The following is a 23,401-nucleotide window of genomic DNA, read 5'->3' as shown; positions in this document are numbered from 1 at the left end:
TCGCGGGTGGGCCAAGTAACGAAATCGCAGACAAACAGAAGCGGCTGGCGCAGGGCCTGGGGCCCTGCACCAGCCCTTTTTCAGCTTTCCGGTACGAGGAAGATCGTCGCCAGTGGCGGAAGCGTCAGAGACAGCGAGGCGGGAAATCCGTGCGTGCTTTCGTCGGAAGCCTGAAGGCCGCCTAAGTTGCCCACACCGGATCCACCGTATTCCGCGCTGTCGCTGTTGAGGCTTTCGCGCCAGCTCCCCGCCTGCGGCACGCCGATCGTGTAGCTGTCGTGCGGAACGGGCGACATGTTGCACACGGCCACCACCGGCCGTGTGCCGGCCTTGCCGTAGCGCACGAACGAGAACACGTTGTTGTCGGTGTCGCCGCCCTCGATCCAGGCGAAGCCTTCGGGCTCGCAGTCGCGCTGGTGCAGGCCCGGCTGGGTCCGGTAGAGCTTGTTGAGGTCGCGGACCAGCTTGCGCACGCCGTCGTGCATGGGGTCGTCGAGCAGGTGCCAGTCCAGCGACTGGTCGTGGTTCCACTCGCGCTCCTGTCCGAACTCGCTGCCCATGAACAGCAGCTTCTTGCCGGGATGGCCCCACATGAAGCCGTAGTAGGCGCGCAGGTTCGCGAATTTCTGCCAGCGGTCGCCGGGCATCTTGTTCAGCATCGAGCCCTTGCCGTGCACCACCTCGTCGTGGCTGAGCGGCAGCACGAAGTTCTCGGAGAAGGCGTAGTGCAGGCCGAAGGTCATCTCGTGGTGATGGTACTTCCGGTGGATGGGGTCCTGGCGCATGTATTCCAGCGTGTCGTGCATCCAGCCCATGTTCCACTTGAAGTCGAAGCCGAGGCCCCCTTCGCTGACCGGACGGGACACGCCGGGCCAGGCGGTGCTTTCCTCGGCGATCGTCAGGGAATGCGGCGCGTAGCTGCGCACGGTCTCGTTCACGCCCTTGAGGAAGTCGATGGCGTCGATGTTCTCGCGCCCGCCGTAGCGGTTGGGAATCCACTCGCCCTCTTTCCGGGAATAATCGAGGTAGAGCATCGAGGCGACCGCATCGACGCGCAGCGCGTCGACGTGAAGCTCTTTCAGCCAATAGGTCGCCGAGGCGCGCAGGAAGTTTGCCACCTCGCGCCGGCCGAAATTGTAGATCAGCGTGTTCCAGTCCTGGTGGAAGCCCTGCCGCGGGTCGGCGTGCTCGTAAAGTGCCGTGCCGTCGAACTGCCCCAGCCCGTGCGGGTCCTCGGGGAAGTGCGCGGGCACCCAGTCGACGATGACGCCGATGCCGGCGTTGTGCAGCCGGTCGACCATCGCGGCGAATTCCTCGGGCGTGCCGAAGCGCGAGGTGGGGGCGAACAGGCCCACGGGCTGATAGCCCCACGACCCCGAGAACGGGTGCTCGCCGATCGGCAGGAACTCGACATGAGTAAAGCCCATCTCAGTCGCGTAAGAGATCAGCTCGCTGCCCATCGCTTCGTAGCTGAGCATCGTGTTGCCGTCGCCGCGGCGCCAGCTGCCGGGGTGGACCTCGTAGATCGAGATCGGCTGTTCGCGCTGGTCGCGGTCCTGCGCCTTGAACCAGCCGTCGTCGGTCCATTCGTGGCGCAGCATGCCGTGAACGACAGACGCTGTCTGCGGCGGAAGCTCGGCCCGGAAGCCGACCGGGTCGGCCTTGAGCGGCTGGAGATGCCCGTAGGCGCCGACGATCTCGTACTTGTAGACCTCGCCGCGGCCGATGCCGGGCAGGAAAATCTCCCACACGCCGGTGGCGCCGCGGCGGCGCATCGCGTGGCGGCGACCGTCCCAGGCGTTGAAGTGGCCTACGACCGACACGCGGCGCGCGTTGGGCGCCCAGACGGCAAAGGCCGTGCCCTCGACGCCTTCGTGGGTGACGGTGTGCGCGCCGAGCTTGAGGTAGAGCTCTTCGTGCCGACCTTCGCCAAGCAGGTATTCGTCCATCTCGCCCAGCCAGGGGCCGAAGGCGTAGGGATCGATCGCCTCCCATTCATGGCCCACCGCATTGCGCAGCTTGAGGCGGTAGGCAAAGGGTCCGGTGCGGCCGGGGATGACCGCGTGGAAGAAGCCCTGGGCGTCGATCCGGTCGAGATCGGCCACGGCCGCGCCCGTGCGGTCGCAGACGGTCACCTCGGCCGCGTCGGGCGCGAAGACGTTCACCGTCAGCGGCCCGCCCTCGTCCTGGCGCATGCCGAGGACGCGGAACGGGTCGCGGTTCTGCCCCCTCAGGATCGACTCGATCTCGGCGGCGGGCGGGGCGGTGTCGGGATAGCTCGTCTGTGTCACGTGTCAGTCCCATCTTCGATCAGTGCAAGAAGTCCGCGCAGCGGGATTTCAATCCAGTCGGGTCGCATGGCCATCTCGTAGTTGACCTCGTAGGCAGCTTTCTGGATCAGGAAGAAATCGAGCAGCGCGCGTTCGAATTCAGCGTCGGCGGGGTGAATGGCCGCGCCTTCCATGGTGTTGCGGTAGGCGGACAGGAAGGTACCGGCCGTCGCCTCGCGCCAGCCATCGACGCCGGCCAGCGTCTGCTGCGGGTCGGCGCCAAGCTCGATCCGGCGCCGGACGGTCGACCACAGGGCGTAGTCGAAGCTGCGCAGCATGCCCGCGACGTCGCGCAGCGGCGAGGTTTTCGCCGTCCGTTCGGACAGGGCGCGGGTGGGCTCGCCCTCGAAATCGATGATCATCACGTCGGTCTGCACCACCAGGACCTGGCCCAGGTGGTAGTCGCCGTGAATGCGCGATACGCCGCCCGACGGGGTCGAGGACTTGAGGCCCGACACGCGGTCCAGCAGCTGCTGCCGCCGCTGGAGCAGCTGGTCGGCCAGCGCACGCCCGGTGTCGCCGAGCGCGTCGAGCCGGCCCTGCAGGCGGTCGAACATGCCCGTGACCTCGCCCATGACCTCGTCGACCATGCGGTCGAGATCGGGCTTCACCAGGTCCTCGGCGCCGAAGGCCGAGCCCTTCTGCCCGCTGGACAGCGCGCGGTGCAGTTCCGCCGTGCGGCGGCCCAGCACCTCGCCCAGGTCGAGCGGGCCGCCCATGACGATTTCCTCGTCCTCGGCGCCCTCGTCCGGCGCGGTGGTTTCCATCCGCTCCATGTCGCGATCGAGCGCCTCGGTCACGTAGGTCCAGGCGTCGCCCTGGTTGCGCACGAACTCGGACGCGGCGCCCAGCGTGGTGACCTCGCCCTCGGCGTCGATCCAGTCGATCGTGCCCAGAAGCGGCGGCGTCGCGGTGAAGTCGGTCTCCTCGGTCAGGAAGCGCGCGACCTCGATATCGGGCTGAAGGCCCTTCTGCAGACGGCGGTATAGCTTGAGGATCAGCTTGTCCGAGAACGCGATCGACGCGTTGGACTGCTCGGCCGACAGCAGGCGGGGTTCGCCCGGCTCGGTGGCGGCCTCGTCCAGCCGGTCGGTGCGGGCAAAGACCACGCGGCCCTCGTCGCCGGCCGGGATCTCGGCCCCCTCCTGCAGCCGCGCCAGCAGGGCGTTGGCCATCTCCTCGTCGACGACACCGTCGAGGACGGCGCCGACGCGGTTGGCCTGACGCAGCTTGGCTAGGGTCGCCGGAAGGCGCGGACCCATCGTCAGGTGATCCTCGCCCCAGACGGCGGAGAGCGGCATGAAGTACTGCTGCTCGGCTTGCCCGGCGGTCACGTCCACGACGGCAAGTAGATGCCTGCCGTCGATCTCGGCCAGCCTTCGCAGCCGGGTCGAGGTGATCCTACCCTCCTTGGCGGCGAACCACCGTTGAAGCGGAAGGTATTCGCGCAACGCCTGTCGCTCGAAATCGGCGGCGGACTTGTCGTCCATCGCGTTGCTCAAGCTGCCGGTGCGCGTGGTGAGGGTGATGAAATCTGGGAGCATCTGGGTATGGGGCGTATGCCAAGTTGGGGCCTCCTGCTCGTCGGCAAGCAGGAACCAGTAGAAGCCGTAGGCCGGGAGGGTCATGAGGTAAGGCAGCTCGCCCACGGGCGGGAACGGTGACTGGCCGTTCAGCTCGATCGGGACGCGCCCCGCAAATTCGGACAGCTCGATCTCGGCCGCCTGCGCCTGGCGCGACAGGTTCGCGACGCACAGCATGACCTCGTCACCGAGCCGGCGGACATAGGCCAGCACCTTGCGGTTCCGCGGGTAGAGCAGCTCGATCTCGCCCCGGCCGAAGACCGGGTGCCGCTGGCGCACCGCGATCATGCGCTTCATCCAGTTCAGCTGCGACGACGGCGAGTGCTGCTGCGCCTCGACGTTCACCGCCTCGTAGCCGTGGACGGGGTCCTGGATCGTGGGCAGGTACAGCCGCTGCGGGTTGGCGCGCGAAAAGCCCGCGTTGCGGTCGGCGGACCATTGCATCGGGGTGCGGACGCCGTCGCGGTCGCCGAGGTAGTAGTTGTCGCCCATCCCGATCTCGTCGCCGTAATAGATGACGGGCGTTCCCGGCATCGAGAACAGCAGCGAGTTCAGAAGCTCGATCTTGCGCCGGTCGTTCTGCAGCAGCGGCGCAAGGCGGCGGCGGATGCCCATGTTGATCCGCGCGCGCTTGTCGCTGGCATAGGTGTCCCACAGGTAGTCGCGCTCACGGTCGGTGACCATTTCGAGCGTCAGCTCGTCATGGTTGCGCAGGAAGATGGCCCACTGACAATTTTCCGGGATCGCGGGGGTCTGCCGGATGATGTCGGTGATCGGATAGCGGTCCTCTTGCGCGACGGCCATGTACATCCGCGGCATCAGGGGAAAGTGGAACCCCATGTGGCATTCGTCGCCCTCGCCGAAATAGGGACGGGTATCCTCGGGCCACTGGTTCGCCTCGGCCAGCAGCATCTTGCCCTCGAAATGCTTGTCGAGGTCGGCGCGGATCGCCTTCAGCACGTCGTGGGTTTCGGGCAGGTTCTCGTTGTTGGTGCCGTCGCGCTCGACCAGGTAGGGGATCGCGTCGAGCCGCAGCCCGTCCACGCCCTTCTCCAACCAGAAGTGCATGACATCCAGCACCTCGCGCAGAACCTCTGGGTTGTCGAAATTCAGGTCGGGCTGGTGGTCGAAGAAGCGGTGCCAGAAGAACTGCTCGGCCACGGGGTCCCAGGACCAGTTGCTGTCGTGGGTGTCGTTGAAGATCACCCGCGTCTTGTCCATCCACTTCGTCGGATCGTCGGACCAGACGTAGAAATCCCGCTCGGGTGACCCCTTGGGCGCGTTGCGGGCGCGCTGGAACCACTCGTGCTGGTCACTGGTGTGGTTGATCACGAGTTCGGTGATGACCTTGAGCCCGCGGCGATGCGCCTCGTCCACGAAGGCCTGAAAGTCGTCCATCGTGCCATAGGACGGGTTGATCGCCTTGTATTCACCGATGTCGTAGCCATCGTCGCGCAGGGGCGACGGGTAGAACGGCAGAAGCCAGACGGCCGTCGCGCCCAGTTCCTGCACGTGGTCCAGCCGCTGCATCAGCCCTGCGAAGTCGCCGATGCCGTCGCCGTTGCTGTCCTGGAACGCCTTGACGTGGATCTGGTAGATCACCGCGTCCTTGTACCAGTCGGGCAGCTCGACGGCCGGATCGGGTGTCAGAAGGTCCTTGTCGACAATGCTCATGCAGCGCCTCCCGGCGGAAAGATTTTCCAGATGGCGTAGGGCCGGCTTTGCGGGTCGAGCGTCAGCCCGTGGTGTTTTCCGTGCCAGGTGAACCGGTTCCCGTGGATCGCGTCCTGCACCTCGATCGAGCCCTCGTCTGGCAGGCCGAACTCCCACAGCGGCAGCTCGAAGTCGAACTCGGCGCCGCCGAACGGGTCGATCAGCACGTGGAACAGCAGGTAGTTCCGGTGTCGCTCGTCGAAGCGGCCGTAATACAGAATGCGGTCATCATGTGCCGGGAAGAACTTCAGGTTCAAAAAGTCCTTCATCGCCGGATTCTCGCGCCGGATCCGGTTGATCAGGCGGATGTCGTCCTTGATGTTGCCCGGCGCGTCCAGATCGCGGTGCTTCAGCTCGTACTTCTCGCTGTGGCGGTACTCGTCCTTCGGCGGCAGCCAGTCGGCCTCGCAGAACTCGAACCCCTGATAGAGCCCCCAGTTGCCCGACAGCGACGCGGCGAGGATCGAGCGCGTGCGGAAACCCGGCCGCCCGCTGTCGTGGTTGAAGTAAGGATTGATGTCCGGCGTGTTGGTGAAGAAGTTCGGCCGCATGTAGTGCCGGCATTCCTCGGTCGTCAGCTCGGTCAGGTACTCGGTCAGGTCCTGCTTGGTGTTGCGCCACGTGTAGTAGGTGTAGCTCTGGTTGAAGCCAAGCTTCGCCAGCCGTTTCATCAGCTTGGGGCGCGTGAAGGCCTCGGACAGGAAGATCGCCTCGGGGCAGGACCGCCGGACATCCGCGATGATCCACTCCCAGAACGGGAAGGGTTTTGTGTGCGGGTTGTCGACGCGGAAGATCGTGACGCCGTGGCCGATCCAGAACAGGAACAGGTCGCGGATCGCCTTCCAGAACGGCGTGTTGGGCGTGCCGTCGGCGTTGTAGTACTTGAAGTTGACGATGTCCTCGTACTTCTTCGGCGGGTTCTCGGCGAACTTGATCGTGCCGTCGGGGCGACGCTCGAACCAGTCGGGATGCTCTTCGATCCACGGATGATCGGGCGACGCGTTGAGCGCGATGTCGAGCGCGATCTCCAAACCCTTCTGTCGGGCGGCGTCGACCAGCCGGTCGAAATCCTCGAGCGTGCCCAATTCGGGATGGACGGCGTCCATGCCACCCTCGGGCGAGCCGATGGCGTAGGGCGAGCCCACGTCCCCGGGTTCGGCGCGCAGGGAGTTGTTCTTGCCCTTGCGGTTCGTGGTGCCGATCGGGTGGATCGGCGGGAAGTAGAGAACGTCGAAGCCCAGATCGCTGACGTAGTCCAGCTGTCCGATCACGCCGTCGAAGGTGCCGTGCCGGCCTTCCGGGCCCTGCGAGCGGGGGAACAGTTCGTACCACGCCGAGAAGGCCGCCTTCTCGCGGTCGACCCAGACGGGGATATCCGGCGACCGGGTCAGGTTGGCGCGCGGGCCGTGCTGCGCCATGAAGGCTGCCGTTTCGTCGGACAGCAGCGTATCGGCGTCGTGCGCGCGCGCGGCCTTAACCAGCGCCTTGTGATCCTTGGCCATGCCGCGGGGCGCCTTCATGCCCTCGAGGATCTGCTGCGCCTCCTGCATCTCGACGCCGACATCCTGCCCGGCGTCGATCTTCTTTGCCGTGTCGCGCCTCCACGTGCCCCAGACATCCCGCCAGCCGACGATGGCGTAGCGCGAAGGCCCGTTTCCAGTGAAAATCACCTCGGCTCGCCAACGGTCGTTGACCAGCTTCGTCATCGGGACCGTGCTGCCATCGGGCAACTCGATGGCGGCCGCATAAAGTTCGTGTCCGTCCCCGAAGACGTCGGCCTTGATCGTGAACGGCCAGCCCTCGACGGCTTTCGCCGCGAAACGCCTGCCGTCGATCAATGGATCGACCGCTTCGATGGCCACCCTGTTTTCGGCCAGATCCGTCAGCCCGGGGGCCGAGTCCGCTCGGGCTTTTTGTCTTGCAGCCATTCGCTGCTCCCAGCTTCGTGTCCTGTCAAACGTCCTTCGGTGCTTCCGCACCTGGTAACAGAAGTCCCCGAACGCCGCGACAGTTCCGTTCGAACAAGCGACGAGGCATGTCGTGCCCTCGGGTGCGGCCCGGACCATCGACCTGATGCGGTTCAGGGACGCGCGAAAGAATGGCGATTTCGGCGATCGAGGTGCCCCGACAGAACTTCGCCGGGTGAGGCTATAAAAAGTATCATCGGGCCCGTCTTCCGTCACCCGAATTGCCACTGTCGGTCCTACCGTCAGAGTCCGAACGGCCAGGTCTCGGGCATACCCTCGCGGTCGGGTTCGGTCTCCAGAGGCGTGATCGCGCTGGTCTCGTCGAACCAGACCCAGCCATCGAACTGACGCGGCAACGACGCATCCGCGTAGTGGCTCGCAAGCTCGGTCTCGGGCCTGTAGATGACGCCGATGAAGCGCTCAAGCCGTTGCTTTTCCAGCCGCCTTCGAAGCGCGGGATCGCGGGAAAGGTCCAGCAGGAAGCGCCCGCCTCCTGCATCGTGGCACAACCGCTCGTAGCTGTCTTCGCGCGACGGGCGGACGCGCTTGATCTCCATCTCGCCGCCCCAATCGGTTGCCGCGGCGACGGTGCCGGTATGTGTGCCGAAGCCGATCAGCCCGGCCTCGTCGCCGAAGCGTTGGCGCACGAGCTGGCCGATGTTGTGTTCGCCGCGCACCGCGCCCATCTCGGTCGCGCGCGCATCGCCGATATGGCTGTTATGCGCCCAGACGATCGCCTTCGCGTCCGGTCCGCGCGACTCCAGTACATGCTCGAGCGTCTCGAACATGTGGCTGTCGCGCAAGTTCCAGCTTTCCGCGCCGCCGTAGTACATCACCTTGTAGTATTGCTCGGCCGACCGGACCAGCCTGGCATTCTGCGCGGCATCCAGAAAGCCGGCGCCATCCGCGGCCTCGTAGTCCAGTTCCTTTTCGAGCAGGGCGCGCAGTTGCGCCACGACCTCGGCCTCGCAGTCGCGATAGCGTTGGGTCAGGACCGCTCGCCCGTATGTCGCCGGATCACTCTGCCAGGGCGTCAGGCAGCTGTACCGCTCGCGGGCGATGCGCGCGGCCTCCGGGTCAACAGTCTCGAGATAGTCGAGCACCGCGGCGATCGACCCGCGCATGTTGTAGATGTCGAGGCCGTAGAACCCGACCCGCGCACCCGGGTCCGGGATCCGAGCGTTGTGGCTGCGCAGCCAGTGGCTGAAGCCTTCGACCACGGTGTTCCGCCACATCCAGGTGGGAAAGCGGTTGAAGGCCGGCTCGCCCGTGTCGCGCGGTGCAAGGTCGCGCGCGAAGCGGTCGATCGCGGCGGCGTCTGGCCAGTCCGCCTCGACGGCCACGATGTTGAAGCCGTGGTTCTCGATCAGGTGCCGGGTGATCGCGGCGCGGGCGCGGTAGAATTCGGACGTGCCGTGGCTCGCCTCGCCCAGCAGCACCACGCGCCGGTCGCCGTAGCGCTCGAAGAGGACGCCAAAGGCCGGGTCGTCGACGTCCGGAAGCGGCTCGGCGGCCTCGGCGATCATCTCGGGCAACGGCACCTCGCGGGCCGGCTTGTGGTTTGTCGCGGCGCGGGTGCCGTCCTCGGCCCAGCCCTCGGCGCCGATCAGGGGCACGAAGCGCACGGCGCACAGTTTTTCCTCGTCCCAGGCGTCCTCGGCGGTGCGGCGGATGCGGATCAGGGTCTGGTGCTGATCGTCGTGCTGCACCGGGATCACGAGCGACCCGCCCACCGCCAGCTGACGCTTGAGCGATTCCGGCGCGGTCGGCGCGCCGGCTGCGACGAGAATGGAGTCGAACGGCGCTTCCTCAGGCCAACCTCGCGTGCCGTCGCCCGTGCGAAGGGTCACGTTGTCATAGCCAAGCCGCTCCATGCGCGAGGCGGCCTTCTTCGTCAGTCCCTCGTGCCGCTCGATGGCATGGACGCTGTCGGCGATCCGGCTGAGCAGCGCGGCGGCATAGCCCGAGCCTGCGCCGATCTCGAGCACCCGGTCGCCCGGGCGAACCTCGGCGGATTCGATCATCAGCGCGACGATGTAGGGCTGCGAGATCGTCTGCCCTTCGCCGATCGGCAGGGGGCTGTCGTCGTAGGCGAACTCTTCCATGCCGGGATCGACGAAGACCTCGCGCGGCACGAGGCGCATCGCGTCCAGAACATGCCTGTCGCGGATGCCTCGGCTTTCTATCTGGCGCTCGACCATGTGATTGCGGGCGGGGGCGGTGTCGGCCATAGGAACCTCTTTCGTTTTCGGACGGAGTTCCTTCGGTTCGGATACGAAGACCGCATCGGGTGCCGGTCTTCTTTCATGACCCCTCCGCAAAGGGGGGCGAGTGGGGGTCCGCGCGGTCGGCGCGGACCCGTCCGCGTCAGTCGACGACGACCGGGGTCGTCGGCGCAGTCGTCGGCGCGGTAGCCCAAGGCAGGGTGATCACCACCAGGCCCAGCCAGAACAGCAACAGGATGACCAGAACCGCCGCCGCCGACGCACCCGAGGGCGCATAGCGCCATCGGCCGCCGCGGCGATAGACGCCGCGCTCGTACGTGTAAGGCCAGGTCGGCCACGCGAAAACGGTGATGAGCAGCAGAACCACGACCAGCCAGAACAGAAACACGTCCATGTCTACCTCACTTTACCAAATCTGGATGCTTGGCGCCCCGTGCGAAGTCGCCCGGTTGCGGCCGTTCGAAGTAGCGTTTGGGTCACACCCGCGGCGTGCTGGTCGGAACCGACACCGACTCGATGGCGACGGTTTCGACGCCGGCGGCCGCAAGATCGGCGATCGCCACGACCCCGACCAGTCGTTTGTCCCGGTTCAGGACTGGCAGGCGCCGCACCTTGTGGTCGGCCATGATTTCGGCCGCGCGGCCTGCGTCTTCGTCTTCGAAGCAGTAGTAGACGGACTCCGACATCACGTCGCGCACCTTGGCGTCGTCCGGCGCCTTACCCGTGGCGACGCCGCGCACGGTGATATCGCGGTCGGACACCATGCCTGTCAGTCGGTCGTTCTCGCCGACAGGCAAGGCGCCGACGTCTCCGTCGCGCATGTGGATCGCCGCATCGCGGATGCTGGTGTCGGGATCGACCAGATCCACGGTGGGCGTCATCATTTCCTTGATCTGCATGTCTTCGCTCCTTCCATCGGTGCATCGATCCCCGCGGACCACGGCCAAACAGGTCAGGCAGCGGGTGCGGACATGGCAGGCCCGCCCAAGAATTCGCCCGTCTGTGTGGAAGCAGGCGGGCGTACAATTCGGCGGGACCCGGCACAAAAACAACCGGCGCGTCTCTGGCCGGTTCCGAAGACAAGACCGACGCCGGCCTTGGGCGATGCAACAGGCTCCACTGAAGAAGCCTTCCCGTTCGCCGCGGCCGCGAGTAGCGGCCAAACCGGTCTTGCCGGAAGCGCGCCGTATACTGGCCGATCTCTATAGGGCCCGGCACAGTGGGACAGGCGCCGCGCCAGACAAGCGGTCGCCGCCTTGGAACCGGAGCGCGGCAATACCGATTATTATCGAAGGTAGACGACGCGAAGACCCGCCGTCCCGGGTTCTCATGCTGACCGCAAGCATTGAAGGTTAAACTCATGAACAGGTCCAAGGACATCGCGCATCTCGGCACGCAACGCGCGGACGCCGCGTCTGTTGCGCTGCGCGCCGCGGTCATCGGAACCATCGCAGGCCTGAGCGTCTTCGGCGCACTCGGTGTGCTCGCCCGCCGGGAAGGCCGCAGCGCGGCGGCCCCCGTCAACGCCACGAGCCACGTTCTTCACGGCGCCCAGGCAGGTACGGTTGACAGCATCGACACCTCGCATACCGGCGTCGGCGCCGTGATCAATTATGGAGCCTCGATTTTCTGGGCGCTGCCATTCACCTGGTGGCTTTCCCGGAGGCGGGACCGGTCCGCGGGACAGATTGCTCTCGGCGCCGCAGCAACCGGCACGGTCGCCGGAGTCGTCGATTACGGCTTGGTGCCGCGTCGCCTTTCACCTGGATGGGAGCACGCCCTGCCACCACGCGCGGTCGCCACCACGTTCGGCGCCATGGCGCTCGGTCTCGCCATCGGCGCCTTGGTGACGCGCGACGCTGGCCGCAGCTAGAAGCCGCAATGCTCGTCCGGATTGGCAGAGGTTGCGGCGCGGCGATCAAGATTGCAACCCGCAGGAGGGGCTGATGCCCGTCGCGCTGCAAGAAGAGGCCGGGGCGATTAAGTGTTCAGGCCCCGGCGGCACCTCCCGGACGGCACGAAGCCGCCCGGGAAGCTGGTTGCCTCAGAGGCGGATGCGGAAGCGGGCGAAGCCGGTGTCGCTGTCTCCGACGGCCTGAACGTCGACGCTCTCGATGCTCTCGGCGTATTTCGCGCCAGCAGGTCCGGTTTCGAAGATCACCGAAGTTCCGTCCATCGGCGCGAAGGACCAGTTGGCGTCGGCTCGCGGGCTGACGGTCTGCTTCTCGACGATGTAGCGGACGATCACGTCGCGGTTGGTGTCCGGCCCCTCGAACACGATCGTGTCGCCCTGCGCGCCGGGGAAGTTGCCACCGCCCGATGCGCGGTAGTTGTTCGTGGCGACGATGAACTCCTGCGCGGGGTCGATCGGTTCGCCCTGAAAGCGCAGGTCGACGATCCGGTTGGCGTCGGGGTTCGCAACGTTGCCCTCCTTGTCGAACCGGGCCGGCTGGCTCAGGTCGATCTGGTAGGTCACCCCGTCCATGACGTCGAAGTTGTAGGACGGGAAGTCCGGGTTCAGCAGCGGCGCATCTTCGGCGCCGGCATCGACTTGGTTGAACATCCCCGCCGAGCGCTCCAGCCAATCCTTGACCTGCTGGCCGGTGATCCGGACCGCGCGCACGGTGTTCGGGTACAGGTAAAGGTCCGCCACGTTCTTGATCGCGACGTCACCCACGGGCACGTCGGTATAGTATTCCGGCCCGCCCCGGCCTCCCGCCTTGAAGGGCGCCGCGGCCGACAGGATCGGCAGGCCCTCGTGCGGCGTACCCTGCATCATCTGCTCGATGTACCAGGTCTGGGCGTTCGACACGATCTGGACCGAGGGATCGTCGGCCACCAGCGCGAAATAGCTGTGCAGCGGCGCGTCGGTCTTGCCGACCGCGCGACGCACATAGGCCAGGGTGGCGTCGTGATCCTCCTGCACGGATGCAAGCACCGCCTCGTCGCTTCCGACCAGCGGCGTGATCGAGCGGTCTTCCTCGCGGCGGAAGATGGGCCGCGCCTCCACCGAGTGCGACGCGATGCGCCAGCTGTTGCCGTCGCGCTCCAGCATCAGGTCCACAAGGCCCATGTGGCTGCCCCAGAAGCCGGCCATGACGCCCGGCTTGCCGCCAATGGTGCCGGCGGCGTTGTCCACGCCTGGCCATTCCGCGTAATCCGGTCCCGGGAACACGAGGTGCGAGTGCCCGGTCAGGATGGCGTCGATGCCCTCGACCGCGGCGAGCGGAATTGCCGCGTTCTCCATCCCGTCCTCGTGATCGGCGGCGCCGATGCCCGAGTGGCTGAGCGCGATGATGATGTCGGCGCCCTCTTCCTTCATCTGCGGCACCCACGCGCGGGCGGCGGCGACCATGTCGCGCGCTATCACGTTGCCCTCTAGATGCTTGCGGTCCCAGTTCATGATCTGCGGCGGCACGAAGCCGATGAAGCCCACCTTGATCGGATGCGTCTCGCCGGCGCCGTCGGTGATCGTGCGCTCGATGATCGCGTAGGGCGGCACCAGCGTCTTGTCCTCGGTGGGCGTCGCGCCTGCGGTCTTGGCCACATTGGCACATACGACCGGGAAGTCGGCGCGCGCCATCGCCTTCATCAGGAAGTCGAGGCCGTAGTTGAATTCGTGGTTGCCGAGGGTCGTGCCGTCGAAACCGAGCGTGTTCATCGCGGCGATGACAGGGTGCAGGTCGCCTTCGTTCAGCCCCCGCTCGTAGGCCATGAAATCGCCCATGGGGTTGCCCTGAAGGAAATCGCCATTGTCGAACAGCAGCGAGTTCGTCGCCTCGGCCCGGATATCGCCGACGATCGAGGCGGTGCGGGCAAGGCCGACCGTGTCCACCGGCTTGTCGGCGTAATAGTCATACGGGAAGACGTGCACGTGGATGTCCGTCGTCTCCATGATGCGCAGATGCGCCTGCCCGGCTTGCGCGCGGGCGGAGAAGGGATGGAGCGCGATAAGGCCGGCGGTACCCGCCAGGAATGATCGCCGCGAAAGCTGGATGGGCATGGGAATCTCCTTTGTGCGCGGGACGCGCCCGCCTGCCTTCGTAATATCTCTGGACGAGCAGGCCCGTCGAGTACTCGTGCCGACGACACAGGATCAAATCGCGCGCAGCCAGCAAGCGCACCGCCGGTCTCCGGAGCCTCCCGCGCTGCTTTCAACGCATGTCGGACCCAAATCTCCACCGGCCCCGGACTCTGGCCATCGATTGATCGTCAACCAAGCCATCGTCGCTTGAGACGACCGGGAAATATCGATGAAGGTCGACCCGTGCCCGAGGTCGCTTTCGGGTTTCAGCTGTTGGAGGATTGAACTCCAGTATCAGGCCCCACCGCCCCCATCGGTTCCGAAGACGCCTTGGAAGAAAGGAACAACAATCCGGAACGCGGGTTTGCATCACATGAAAGTCTTGTCATGCACCTGCGCCGCATTGGCGTGCGTGGCGCCCGCAGCGGCGCTTGTCACGCCGGGCAACGCCCTGGCCCAGCCAAACCCTGACGCCGTCGCCCAGGCCACCTACGAATCCGGCCCCTTACCCGAAGGTCAGTCTGCGATCACCGTCGTTGTGCAGGTCCTGCTGGACCGCGCCGCGATCAGCCCCGGCGTCATCGACGGATGGCGCGGGCCGATGTCGCGCAGCGCGATCCGAGCGTTCGAAGCGCGCGAGGGGCTCGAGCCCGATGGCCGCATGGACCGCGCGGTGTGGGATGCGCTGGGCGGCTCCGACGCCGGGGACGTCTTGCGATCCTACCGGATCACCGAGGACGACGCCTCGGGTCTGTCCGAACCGTTGCCCGAGGACTACAGCGAACTCGCCGCGCGCGACTGGCTTGGCTACACGCGCGTGTCGGAACGGCTGGCCGAAAAATTCCACATGGACGAAGGCTTTCTCCTCGAGCTCAATCCCGGCGCGGCCTTCGCTGCGGGCGAGACTCTCGTCGTCGCCGCTCCGGGGGAGAGGATCAAGCCGGACGTGACGCGGGTCGAGGTGCGCAAGGCGGTGGGCCGGGTTGCCGCTTTCGACGACGAGGGCACCATGGTGGCGAACTATCCCGCAACCGTGGGCTCGGACCAGTTGCCGTCTCCCTCGGGCCGGCACGAGGTCGAAGCGATCGCGATCGAGCCGACTTACACCTACAAGCCCGACAAGAACTTCCAGCAGATGGACAATACCGAGACGCTGCGGCTTCCGCCCGGCCCCAATGGGCCCGTCGGTGACGTCTGGATCGACCTCAGCAAGCCGACCTACGGCATTCATGGCACCTCTGAGCCCGACGTATTGTTCCAGAGTCAAAGCCATGGTTGTGTCCGCCTCACCAACTGGGACGCGCGCGAACTGGCCGGAATGGTCACGGCGGGCATACCCGTGATCTTCGTGGAAGGCGGCTCCTGATGCGCCGGTTCCTCATGGTCGCAGCATTGTTGGCCGCCACGCCGCTGATGGCGCAGGAGCCCTCCGACGATGCGCCGGAACCCGCCCCGATCGCGCCGCCGCCGGAATTCTCCGTGCCGCCCGAGGCGCGGCCGGACGATCTCGCCGATCCCGCCCCCGACGCGGGAGAGCCGGGTTTCGTCGCCGAGGAAAACGACGTCGACGTGGTCGAGACCGGACCGCCGATGCCCAGCCGCGTCGCGGCCGAGCCGGAGGCGCGGGCAGCCTGCCGGGCGGAACTCGAGTCGCTGGGCGTGACCTTCAAGCAGATCGACCCGATCCGCGACGAGGGCGACGCCGATTGTGGTATCCTGGCGCCGCTTGACGTGACCGGCCTTCCCGGCGGCGTGGCGCTTGAACCCGCCGGGCAGATGCGTTGCGACACCGCCTTATCCCTCGCCCGTTGGATCGAGAACCACGTGCTTGCCGCCGCAGACCGTCTTCCCGAACGCGGCAAGTTGACCGCCATCGATCAGGGCGGCACCTATGTGTGCCGGCGCCGAAACAACCTTCCCGAAGGCGAATTGTCGGAGCACGCCTTCGGCAATGCCGTCGACGTGATGGCGTTCCGCTTTGCCGAAGGAGATCCGATCCCGGTGCAACCACGCGAGCGTGACGGCACCATGGCCGAGGCGTTTCAGGACGCGGTGCGCGCAACCGCCTGCCTGCAGTTCACGACGGTGCTTGGCCCCAGATCGGATGCCTCGCATGCCGACCATCTGCATCTCGACGTCAAGGACCGCCGCAACGCCTTTAGGTTGTGCCAGTGACTTCAACTGAGTGCGGGCGCAGCATGTAGCACGCCCGCGGATCTTCGTCCGGCGGCTCTTGAGTGCACGCAACGTATTCGCACGTTTCCCTCCTGCCTCGGCGTGGTTTCTGCGAGAGCGCAGCAGCCTCCAGCGTGCCAAGCCTTTCATTTTTCGAAGGCTCCCCGCGGAACCTTGTGCAGTCGATGAAAGTTCGTTCGCCCGAGCCGCTTCAACCGCTGCACCGCTTTCAGCACGTCATGATGTCAATGTGCGGGCCGCCGTCGCGCCAGCCAATTTCGACAGGAAGTCGCCAATGACCGTATTCCGGCTGGTTCCCGGCCCCACGCTCCCTCCAGTTCATGCAAGTGGAGATGTCGCCTCGCTCGGCTACGCAGCCACACGTCTGGGCACGCTCGCGGCGGATGCCGAGTTCTGGCTGCCGACCGGCACTGGCAAGGACCACGCAGGCGCATGAGGCCGCGACCGACATACGTCCCTCTTCACATGACTGCTTCGGGCGCCGGGTGCCTTTCGCCTTCGTCTAAGCGTGAATTCATCCGATCGCGGAGCGGGGGCTGTTCGCCCGACGACTCGACGGACGTGCGCGTGTGAAGTCGGATCACCGCCAGTCCCGGATCAGCCGGAGGTTGCATGCGCAGCCGGTCTGCTCGGCCTCCCGGCTCGGCAGTCTTCTGGCCCTCTACACTGCAACGACGGTTCCCTCGGTGGCTGGTGCCCATTCGAACGGGGCGCCAGTGTCGCCGCAAGACTTTTTGTCTGCATGGACATTCGCGCCCACCGTCGTCCTTCCCGTGGCGCTCGCAGCGCTGCTCTATGGGCGCGGTCTGCATCTCGTCTGGAGTCGGGCCGGCTTCGGACGAGGCGCGAGCGTCTGGCGGGCCGTGCTGTTCGCGCTCGGGCTGATCGCCTTGGCAGCAGCGCTCGTATGGCCGCTGGACGCGATGGGCGAGAGTCTTTTCTCGGCGCACATGGCGCAGCACATCGTGCTCATGGGGATCGCGGCGCCGCTTCTGGTGCTGGCTCTGCCATTGCCGACGATGATCCGGGCGCTTCCGCGACCATGGCAGCGCGGCCTGGCGCTTTTCGTCAGCTGGCGGCCGTGGCGCCGGGCCTGGGCCACCCTGACGCGCGTCGGTCTGGCCACACTACTGCAGCTGCTGGTCTTCACCTTCTGGCATGTACCGGCGGCGATCGCGCTGTCGCTCGAGGACGACGTCGTTCACGCGCTGATGCACAGCTCGCTTCTCGCCTCGGGGCTGCTGTTCTGGACGGCGATCCTGCGCATGCGCGGGGACGAGGCCGGGGCGGCGATTCTGGCGCTCTTCGTGAATTTCAAGGTCTCGCTTGTCCTGGGGGCGCTGCTGGCCTTCTCCTCGCGCGCCTTCTACGACAGCTATTCGGATCGCGGCCTGTCCTGGGGTCTGTCTCTTCTCCAGGACCAGCAACTGGCGGGACTCTTGATGATGATCGTCCAGGCGATGATGTACCTGGTCGCCGCGCTTGTGTTCATCGCGGCATGGTTCCGCGCGATGGACGCGTCCAAGAGTCGTCCGGTCGGCATGCCACGGCCGGAGCAGGTCCGCTGATGCGCGCCCGTCTCGCCGCCCTTGCCGGAACCGTTGCCGTCGCCGGCTGCGAGGGAGCGCAATCCGCGTTCGATCCGGCGGGCCTCGAGGCGGAGCGGGTCCTCCTCCTGTTCTGGATCATGCTGGGCGGCGGCGTCGCCATCTGGATCGCCGTTATCGCAGTCAGCGTCTACGCCGCCCAGGCGAAGACCAAGGTCTATTCTGACAGGACGGGCGTCCTGGTGATTATCTGGTGCGGCTGCGTCTTTCCCACTGTTGTTCTGGCCGCGTTGCTGTGGTGGGGCTTGGCGATGATGCCGGATCTGCGTCGACCGGCCGACGGGCCGACCATCGCCGTCTCGGGCGAGCGGTTCTGGTGGCGCGTCGCCTACGCCGTCGAGGGCGGCCCGGGCGTGATCCGCAACCTGCCGCGCGGCGGCGTCCCGAGCTCGAACGAGATATGGATCCCGCTCGGCAAGCGCACCGAAATCCTTCTGAGCAGCCCCGACGTGATCCATTCCTTCTGGGTGCCGCCCCTCGCGGGCAAGATGGACGCGGTGCCGGGCCGGGTGAACCGCCTGGTGCTAGAGCCGACGGAGACAGGCGTCTATCACGGCGCCTGCGCCGAGTATTGCGGGACGGCCCATGCCTACATGGGGCTCCGCGTCTTCGTCGTGCCCGAGGACGAATTCGAGGCCTACGTTGCCGCGCAGGCGCGTCCCGCCGCGGTGGACGACGGTCGGGGCGCGCAGTCGTTCCTCGAGAACGGCTGCGCCGCCTGCCATACCGTTCGTGGCACGCCTGCGGATGGCGATGTCGGGCCGGACCTGACTCACGTGGCAAGCCGAAGCACCATCGGGGCGGGCCTTCTTCCGACGACCATCGAGAATTTCGCGGAGTTCATCCGCTCGACCGACCACGTGAAACCCGGAGTGGAGATGCCGAGCTTCGGAATGCTTCCCGAGGAGGAAATTGTCGCCATCGCGGAGTGGCTGGAGACGCTCGAATGATCGAGGGGACGACCCAGACGGAAGCGCCGGACCAGGAGGACGAGGCCGTTCGCCGCGCGCAGGAGGACAGACTGCGCGAGGTCTGGGCGGCGCCAAAGGGCTGGCGCTACTGGTCGGCCGTCAACAACACCGAAGTCGGCGTCTGGTACACGGCCGTCTCGTTCGGGTTCATGCTGTTCGCCGGCGTGCTGGCGCTGATCGTGCGGGCGCAACTCGCGGTGCCCGAGAACGACCTCGTCTCGCCGACGTTCTACGACCAGGCATTCACGCTGCACGGTACGACGATGATGTTCCTCTTCGCGGTGCCGATCTTCGAGGCGGTCGCGATCATCATCCTGCCGCAGCTGCTGGGCGCGCGCGACCTGCCGTTCCCGCGGCTCTCGGCGTTCGGGTTCTGGTGCTTCGTGATCGGCGGCGTATTCGTCACGGGGTCTATCTTCTTTGACCAGGCCCCCAGTTCCGGTTGGTTCATGTATCCGCCGCTGACCACCGAGGAACGGTATACGCCCGGATACGGACCCGACATCTGGCTGCTGGGCCTGTCGTTCATCGAAATCGCGTCGCTGGCCGCCGCGGTCGAGCTGATCGTCGGCACGCTGAAGTGCCGCCCGCCGGGCATGCGGCTGAACCTGATGCCGCTCTACGCGTGGTACGTGCTGGTGGTCGCCGGCATGATCCTGTTCGCATTCCCGCCGCTGATCGCCGGCGACATCCTGTTCGAGTTCGAGCGCATGTTCGACTGGCCTTTCTTCGACCCGAGCCGCGGCGGCGATCCGATCCTGTGGCAGCACCTGTTCTGGATCTTCGGCCATCCGGAGGTCTACATCGTGTTCCTGCCCGCAATCGCTCTGGTCGCGATGATCGTGCCGACCTTCGCGCAGCGCCCGATCCTGGGCTATTCGTGGATCGTGCTGGCGGCGGTCGGGACCGGCTTCATCTCGTTCGGCCTATGGGTCCACCACATGTACGCGACGGGGCTGCCCTCGATCTCGCTGGGCTTCTTCTCGGCCGCGTCCGAGGCGGTGGCGATCCCGACGGGCGTTCAGATCTTCGTCTTCATCGCGACGCTTCTCACCGGCCGGGTGATCTACTCGGTGCCGATGCTGTTCGTCTCGGGTTCGCTCGCCAACTTAGTGATCGGAGGGCTGACCGGCGTAATGGTGGCGCTGGTTCCGTTCGACTGGCAGGCGCACGACACCTACTTCGTCGTGGCGCACCTGCATTACGTCCTGATCGGTGGCGTGCTGTTCCCGATCGCCGCGGGCGTCTATTATTACTGGCCGCTCGTCGCCGGCCGCAAGCTGTCCAGCCGGCTAGGCCGCATCGCCTTCTGGTTGATGTTCGTCGGCTTCAATGCGGCTTTCTTGCCGATGCACTACAGCGGCCTTGCAGGGATGCCGCGGCGCGTCTGGACCTATTCCGAAAGCCTCGGCGTCGGCACCGCCAACCTGATTTCGAGCGTGGGCGCGTTCATCTTCGCCGCCGGGATCCTCGTCATCGTCTGGGACGTGCTGCGCCCGCGCGGCAAGGAGCCCTACGCCAAGCGCAACCCGTGGAACGCCGGCACCCTTGAATGGCTGGTCGAGATGCCGGGCGAGGACTGGGGCGTCCGGTCGATCCCGATCGTCACGTCGCGCTACCCGCTCTGGGAGCAGCCGAACTTCATCGACGACGTCGACAAGGGCCGGTTCTACCTGCCCGACGCCGAGGAGATGAAGCGCGAGACGATCATCACCTCGGTCCTCGACGGCACGCCGCTGCAATGCCTGCGGGTTCCGGGGCCCAGCTTCATGCCGATGGTCGCGGCGATCTTCACCGGCGCAGTGTTCATCTTCGCGACCTTCCATTGGTGGGCGTCGACGATCGCCGCGATGGTGCTGGCCGCGATCTCGATCATCGTCTGGCTTTGGCGCGGCACCGCGATCATCCCCGAGAAGCCGGAGAAGAATGTCGGCCGCGGCCTGCACCTGCCGCTTTACACGTCCGGGCCGCACTCCGTCGGCTGGTGGGCGATGTTCATCACGATGATGGGCGACACGACCGCGTTTCTCGGTCTGGTCTTCGGCTACTACTACTTCTTCACCATCCACGCCGATTTCCCGCCGCCGGCGAACGTCGGCCCCGGCGTGCTCTGGCCGAGCGTCGCTTTCGGCCTTTTCGCGGTGGCATGGGCAACGGCGCTGGGAGCGCGGCTGACGAACCAGGCCGGGCGCATAGGTCTTGCGCGGGGGCTGATGGCGGCGGGCGCGGTCGCAGCCTTGGGCGGCAGCGCGGCGCTGCTTTGGGGGCCCTACACCACCGGCCTGCGGCCGGCCGCGCATGTGTATCCGGCGACGGTCTGGGTCATCGCCATTTGGACGGCGCTGCACGGCGTGGCAGGCAGCCTGATGCTCGCTTACTGTCTCGCGCGGTCGCTGGTGGGCCGAATGACGCCCAAGCACGACATGGATATCTGGAACGTCGCGCTCTACTGGCATTTTGTCGGCTTCGCGGTGATCGTCACCGTCGGAACGCTCGCCTATCTTCCCCTGTTGACCTGAGGGCGATCGATGCAGGTATTCGGCAAGACTCAAGACAACCTGTGGACCCTGATTGCCGCGCCCGCGATCTGGGGTTTTCACTTCCTGTTCAGCTATTTCCTGGCGGCGTACCGATGCGCGCCGAACGACGACATCTTCGGAACCCGCGCCGCGATCGCGGTCGTCACAGTGATCTGCCTGCTGCTGATCCTGCTGATCGCGCGGCGCGCCGGCCGGGAGTGGCGCACGTACGGCGGCGCCTACCGCAACGATCAGGCCACGGACAACGCGCGCGAGCGGTTCCTCGAGTTCTCGACGCTGCTTCTTGCTGCGCTCTCCTTCGTGGCCGTGGTGTTCGAGACGCTTCCCATCTTCGTCTTCTGGGATTGCCGTTGATGTGCGCGGAAACACCTCGGAGGCAGCCATGCGACTGAAGCTGATCGTCACCTGGAAAAGGATCGCCGCGCTTTTCGTGCTCGGCGTGATGGGTGCGCTGCTGCTGGGCTGGTCGGGTTTGGTCTCGATCGCCGCCTCGTCCGGGCATTGGGCGGTGACCCGCTGGTACTTGGGCTGGACGATGGAGAACGCCGTCGAGACGCAATCCATTCTGGTCTCGAAACCCGAGGGGACCGACCTTGACGATCCGGTGCTGATACGTCGCGCGGCGGGGCACTACGCCACGGGATGCGCGGCCTGCCACGGCGCACCCGGCGTGCCGCAATCGCCCGTCGTCCAAGAGATGGTCCCGGCGCCGCCGCGCCTCGAGCACAAGGTCGCGGAATGGAGCGACGAGGAGCTGTTCTGGATCGTCAGGAACGGCATCAAGTTTTCCGGCATGCCCGCCTGGCCTGCGCAGGACCGCACCGACGAGGTCTGGGCGCAGGTCGCGTTCCTCCGCGCCTTGCCCGACCTTTCGCGGGCCGAGTACGCCGAACTCGCCCTTGGTGGCGGCTTCGCCGGCGACGCGCTGGAAGCCGGCGGTGAAACCACGGCGGCGCTCGACGGTATCGTCGACACCGCGCTCACCGACTGCGCGCGCTGCCATGGGCGCGACGGCCTCGGCCGCGGCGAGCCCGAGGCCTTCCCGGTGATCGCCGGTCAGCCGGCGCCCTACCTCTACGCCACCCTGCTCGCATTCGCCCACGGCTTCCGCGAGAGCGGCTTCATGGAGCCGCCCGCGACGCGTTATGAACCCGAAGTGCTTTTCGAGCTGGCCCGGTACTATGCCGCCCAGCCCCCGCTTCATGTCGACGAATTCGCGGAGGCCGGGCCGGAGGGACGAGACACCGGCGACGACGCCCCGGCGCTCGACCTGTCCGCTATGGCGACGGACGCGATCGAGACGCTCGTTTCACCCGTTGACGTCTGGCAGGATCGGGCGGGGATTCTGGATGGCGAGGGGGACGCGGCGGGGCGCGAGGTGCCGATGGCCGCGACTGCCGGCCCGCCCGGCACCCGGAATGACCTTCTGGAATTGGGTCGGCGTATCGCGCTCGAGGGCATCGCGTCGCGCAAGCTGCCAGCCTGCCAAAGCTGCCACGGCAGCACCGGCCGCTCGAAGAGCCCGTACTATCCGTACCTGGTCGGCCAGCCGGAACGGTACCTTTCGGAGCACCTGCACCTCTGGAAAGAGGGGAAGCGCGGCGGCACCCCGTACGCCCATGTCATGTCGGAGATCGCCAGGAACATGACGAACGAACAGATAGAGGCCGCCTCGGCCTGGTACGCGGCGCACGGCGAAAGCCGGTAGGGTCGAAGCGCGCGGATAAGCATCATCGTCGTCACCTTGACAGCTGGATCCGGTTGACCGGAACAGTTGCGCGGCAAGTTCGCGAGAAGGAAAGACGGTCTACGCCGCAATCGGCTTCGCTCCCGTGAAGTCACACCTTCTTCGTGAAGCGTCTTGCACCGAAACACCGGTGCGCTAGGCGATACGGGTGCGGTCTCAGGCTCGGACTGCGTCGCGGCGCGGGCCAGCGGGTCGCCCGTGATGCCTTCTGAGTGCGTCCGGTCCACCGGATCTCAGCCGATGGCACGCGACTTCCTGACCGCCATGCCTGACGCGCAGCCGTGCCGGTCACCAGAACGCTGACCCGCTCGCCGCCCAACCGCCAGTTCACCGAGCAGGCGTTGCCGTCGACCTCGCCCGCGCCATCGGAAGAGACCAGGCGGACGAGGTCGCGACTGGTCTAGGAAGACCGGGATACCGTCGAGAGGCTTGAGCCGGTGAGCCTCGTCGAGATACGCGCAGACAGGGCGGCTCAGGTCGTGCCGTGGCTGCGCGTAT

15 protein-coding genes are annotated in these 23,401 nt (G+C 66.4%); 8 read left to right on the top strand and 7 right to left on the bottom strand.

Annotated elements, in window-relative coordinates:
* Positions 1-80: 80 nt before the first annotated feature.
* The 6 genes from glgB to BLW27_RS18650 form a co-directional block, all read right to left on the bottom strand.
* A complete protein-coding gene (glgB, locus tag BLW27_RS18675) occupies positions 81-2,291 on the bottom strand; it encodes a 1,4-alpha-glucan branching protein GlgB (RefSeq protein ID WP_425429306.1) in 2,211 nt (736 codons plus the stop codon).
* The gene (gene treS, locus BLW27_RS18670) at positions 2,288-5,587 is read right to left on the bottom strand and encodes a maltose alpha-D-glucosyltransferase (protein WP_089885923.1); all 3,300 of its coding nucleotides are present in this window, start codon (positions 5,585-5,587) and stop codon (positions 2,288-2,290) included. Before treS ends, glgB begins: the two co-directional genes overlap by 4 nt.
* On the bottom strand, positions 5,584-7,554 hold the full coding sequence (locus tag BLW27_RS18665) for an alpha-1,4-glucan--maltose-1-phosphate maltosyltransferase (protein WP_089885919.1): 1,971 nt from the start codon (positions 7,552-7,554) through the stop codon (positions 5,584-5,586). The genes treS and BLW27_RS18665 overlap by 4 nt, the downstream gene beginning before the upstream one ends.
* A gap of 281 nt (positions 7,555-7,835) precedes the next feature.
* The gene (locus tag BLW27_RS18660) at positions 7,836-9,824 is read right to left on the bottom strand and encodes a protein-L-isoaspartate(D-aspartate) O-methyltransferase (RefSeq protein ID WP_089885916.1); all 1,989 of its coding nucleotides are present in this window, start codon (positions 9,822-9,824) and stop codon (positions 7,836-7,838) included.
* 136 nt (positions 9,825-9,960) lie between these two features.
* The gene (locus tag BLW27_RS18655; RefSeq protein WP_089885913.1) at positions 9,961-10,212 is read right to left on the bottom strand and encodes a DUF3309 family protein; all 252 of its coding nucleotides are present in this window, start codon (positions 10,210-10,212) and stop codon (positions 9,961-9,963) included.
* 82 nt (positions 10,213-10,294) lie between these two features.
* Positions 10,295-10,717, bottom strand: a complete 423-nt coding sequence (locus tag BLW27_RS18650) for a CBS domain-containing protein (protein ID WP_089885910.1) — start codon at positions 10,715-10,717, stop codon at positions 10,295-10,297.
* Positions 10,718-11,178: 461 nt separating this feature from the next.
* Between BLW27_RS18650 and BLW27_RS18645 the strand changes: the two genes are divergently transcribed.
* Positions 11,179-11,691: a hypothetical protein gene (locus BLW27_RS18645; RefSeq protein WP_218141162.1), complete on the top strand. Its 513-nt coding sequence runs from the start codon at positions 11,179-11,181 to the stop codon at positions 11,689-11,691.
* Between the two features lie 171 nt (positions 11,692-11,862).
* Here BLW27_RS18645 and BLW27_RS18640 read toward each other — a convergent pair whose 3' ends face one another.
* Positions 11,863-13,821, bottom strand: a complete 1,959-nt coding sequence (locus tag BLW27_RS18640; RefSeq protein ID WP_089885907.1) for a bifunctional 2',3'-cyclic-nucleotide 2'-phosphodiesterase/3'-nucleotidase — start codon at positions 13,819-13,821, stop codon at positions 11,863-11,865.
* Between the two features lie 394 nt (positions 13,822-14,215).
* Here BLW27_RS18640 and BLW27_RS18635 point away from each other — a divergent pair, with 394 nt between their 5' ends.
* The 7 genes from BLW27_RS18635 (at position 14,216) to BLW27_RS18605 (ending at position 22,864) form a co-directional block, all read left to right on the top strand.
* On the top strand, positions 14,216-15,208 hold the full coding sequence (locus BLW27_RS18635) for a L,D-transpeptidase family protein (RefSeq protein WP_089885906.1): 993 nt from the start codon (positions 14,216-14,218) through the stop codon (positions 15,206-15,208).
* Positions 15,208-16,017, top strand: a complete 810-nt coding sequence (locus tag BLW27_RS18630; RefSeq protein WP_089885904.1) for an extensin-like domain-containing protein — start codon at positions 15,208-15,210, stop codon at positions 16,015-16,017. Before BLW27_RS18635 ends, BLW27_RS18630 begins: the two co-directional genes overlap by 1 nt.
* Before the next feature lie 755 nt (positions 16,018-16,772).
* Positions 16,773-17,606 (top strand): cytochrome c oxidase assembly protein, encoded by an 834-nt coding sequence (locus BLW27_RS18625; RefSeq protein WP_218141161.1) that lies wholly within the window; start codon positions 16,773-16,775, stop codon positions 17,604-17,606.
* Positions 17,606-18,595 (top strand): cytochrome c oxidase subunit II, encoded by a 990-nt coding sequence (coxB, locus tag BLW27_RS18620; protein ID WP_089885900.1) that lies wholly within the window; start codon positions 17,606-17,608, stop codon positions 18,593-18,595. The genes BLW27_RS18625 and coxB overlap by 1 nt, the downstream gene beginning before the upstream one ends.
* Positions 18,592-21,135, top strand: a complete 2,544-nt coding sequence (gene ctaD / locus BLW27_RS18615) for a cytochrome c oxidase subunit I (protein WP_089885897.1) — start codon at positions 18,592-18,594, stop codon at positions 21,133-21,135. The genes coxB and ctaD overlap by 4 nt, the downstream gene beginning before the upstream one ends.
* Positions 21,136-21,144: 9 nt before the next feature.
* Positions 21,145-21,510, top strand: a complete 366-nt coding sequence (locus BLW27_RS18610; protein ID WP_089885894.1) for a hypothetical protein — start codon at positions 21,145-21,147, stop codon at positions 21,508-21,510.
* A 28-nt stretch (positions 21,511-21,538) separates the two neighbouring features.
* The gene (locus BLW27_RS18605) at positions 21,539-22,864 is read left to right on the top strand and encodes a c-type cytochrome (protein ID WP_089885890.1); all 1,326 of its coding nucleotides are present in this window, start codon (positions 21,539-21,541) and stop codon (positions 22,862-22,864) included.
* Positions 22,865-23,401: the final 537 nt, after the last annotated feature.

Source organism: Citreimonas salinaria (assembly GCF_900107235.1).
Lineage (GTDB): Bacteria > Pseudomonadota > Alphaproteobacteria > Rhodobacterales > Rhodobacteraceae > Citreimonas > Citreimonas salinaria.
Note: the sequence above shows the minus strand (reverse complement) of the source record. Positions and strands in the feature narration are given on the sequence as shown.

Coding starts and splice junctions, on each gene's coding strand:
- treS (WP_089885923.1), bottom strand. CDS start 5,587: ATGAGCATTGTCGACAAGGACCTTCTGACACCCGATCCGGCCGTCGAG.
- BLW27_RS18660 (WP_089885916.1), bottom strand. CDS start 9,824: ATGGCCGACACCGCCCCCGCCCGCAATCACATGGTCGAGCGCCAGATA.
- ctaD (WP_089885897.1), top strand. CDS start 18,592: ATGATCGAGGGGACGACCCAGACGGAAGCGCCGGACCAGGAGGACGAG.
- BLW27_RS18635 (WP_089885906.1), top strand. CDS start 14,216: ATGAAAGTCTTGTCATGCACCTGCGCCGCATTGGCGTGCGTGGCGCCC.
- BLW27_RS18650 (WP_089885910.1), bottom strand. CDS start 10,717: ATGCAGATCAAGGAAATGATGACGCCCACCGTGGATCTGGTCGATCCC.
- BLW27_RS18665 (WP_089885919.1), bottom strand. CDS start 7,554: ATGGCTGCAAGACAAAAAGCCCGAGCGGACTCGGCCCCCGGGCTGACG.
- BLW27_RS18640 (WP_089885907.1), bottom strand. CDS start 13,821: ATGCCCATCCAGCTTTCGCGGCGATCATTCCTGGCGGGTACCGCCGGC.
- BLW27_RS18630 (WP_089885904.1), top strand. CDS start 15,208: ATGCGCCGGTTCCTCATGGTCGCAGCATTGTTGGCCGCCACGCCGCTG.
- BLW27_RS18610 (WP_089885894.1), top strand. CDS start 21,145: ATGCAGGTATTCGGCAAGACTCAAGACAACCTGTGGACCCTGATTGCC.
- coxB (WP_089885900.1), top strand. CDS start 17,606: ATGCGCGCCCGTCTCGCCGCCCTTGCCGGAACCGTTGCCGTCGCCGGC.
- BLW27_RS18645 (WP_218141162.1), top strand. CDS start 11,179: ATGAACAGGTCCAAGGACATCGCGCATCTCGGCACGCAACGCGCGGAC.
- BLW27_RS18655 (WP_089885913.1), bottom strand. CDS start 10,212: ATGGACGTGTTTCTGTTCTGGCTGGTCGTGGTTCTGCTGCTCATCACC.
- BLW27_RS18605 (WP_089885890.1), top strand. CDS start 21,539: ATGCGACTGAAGCTGATCGTCACCTGGAAAAGGATCGCCGCGCTTTTC.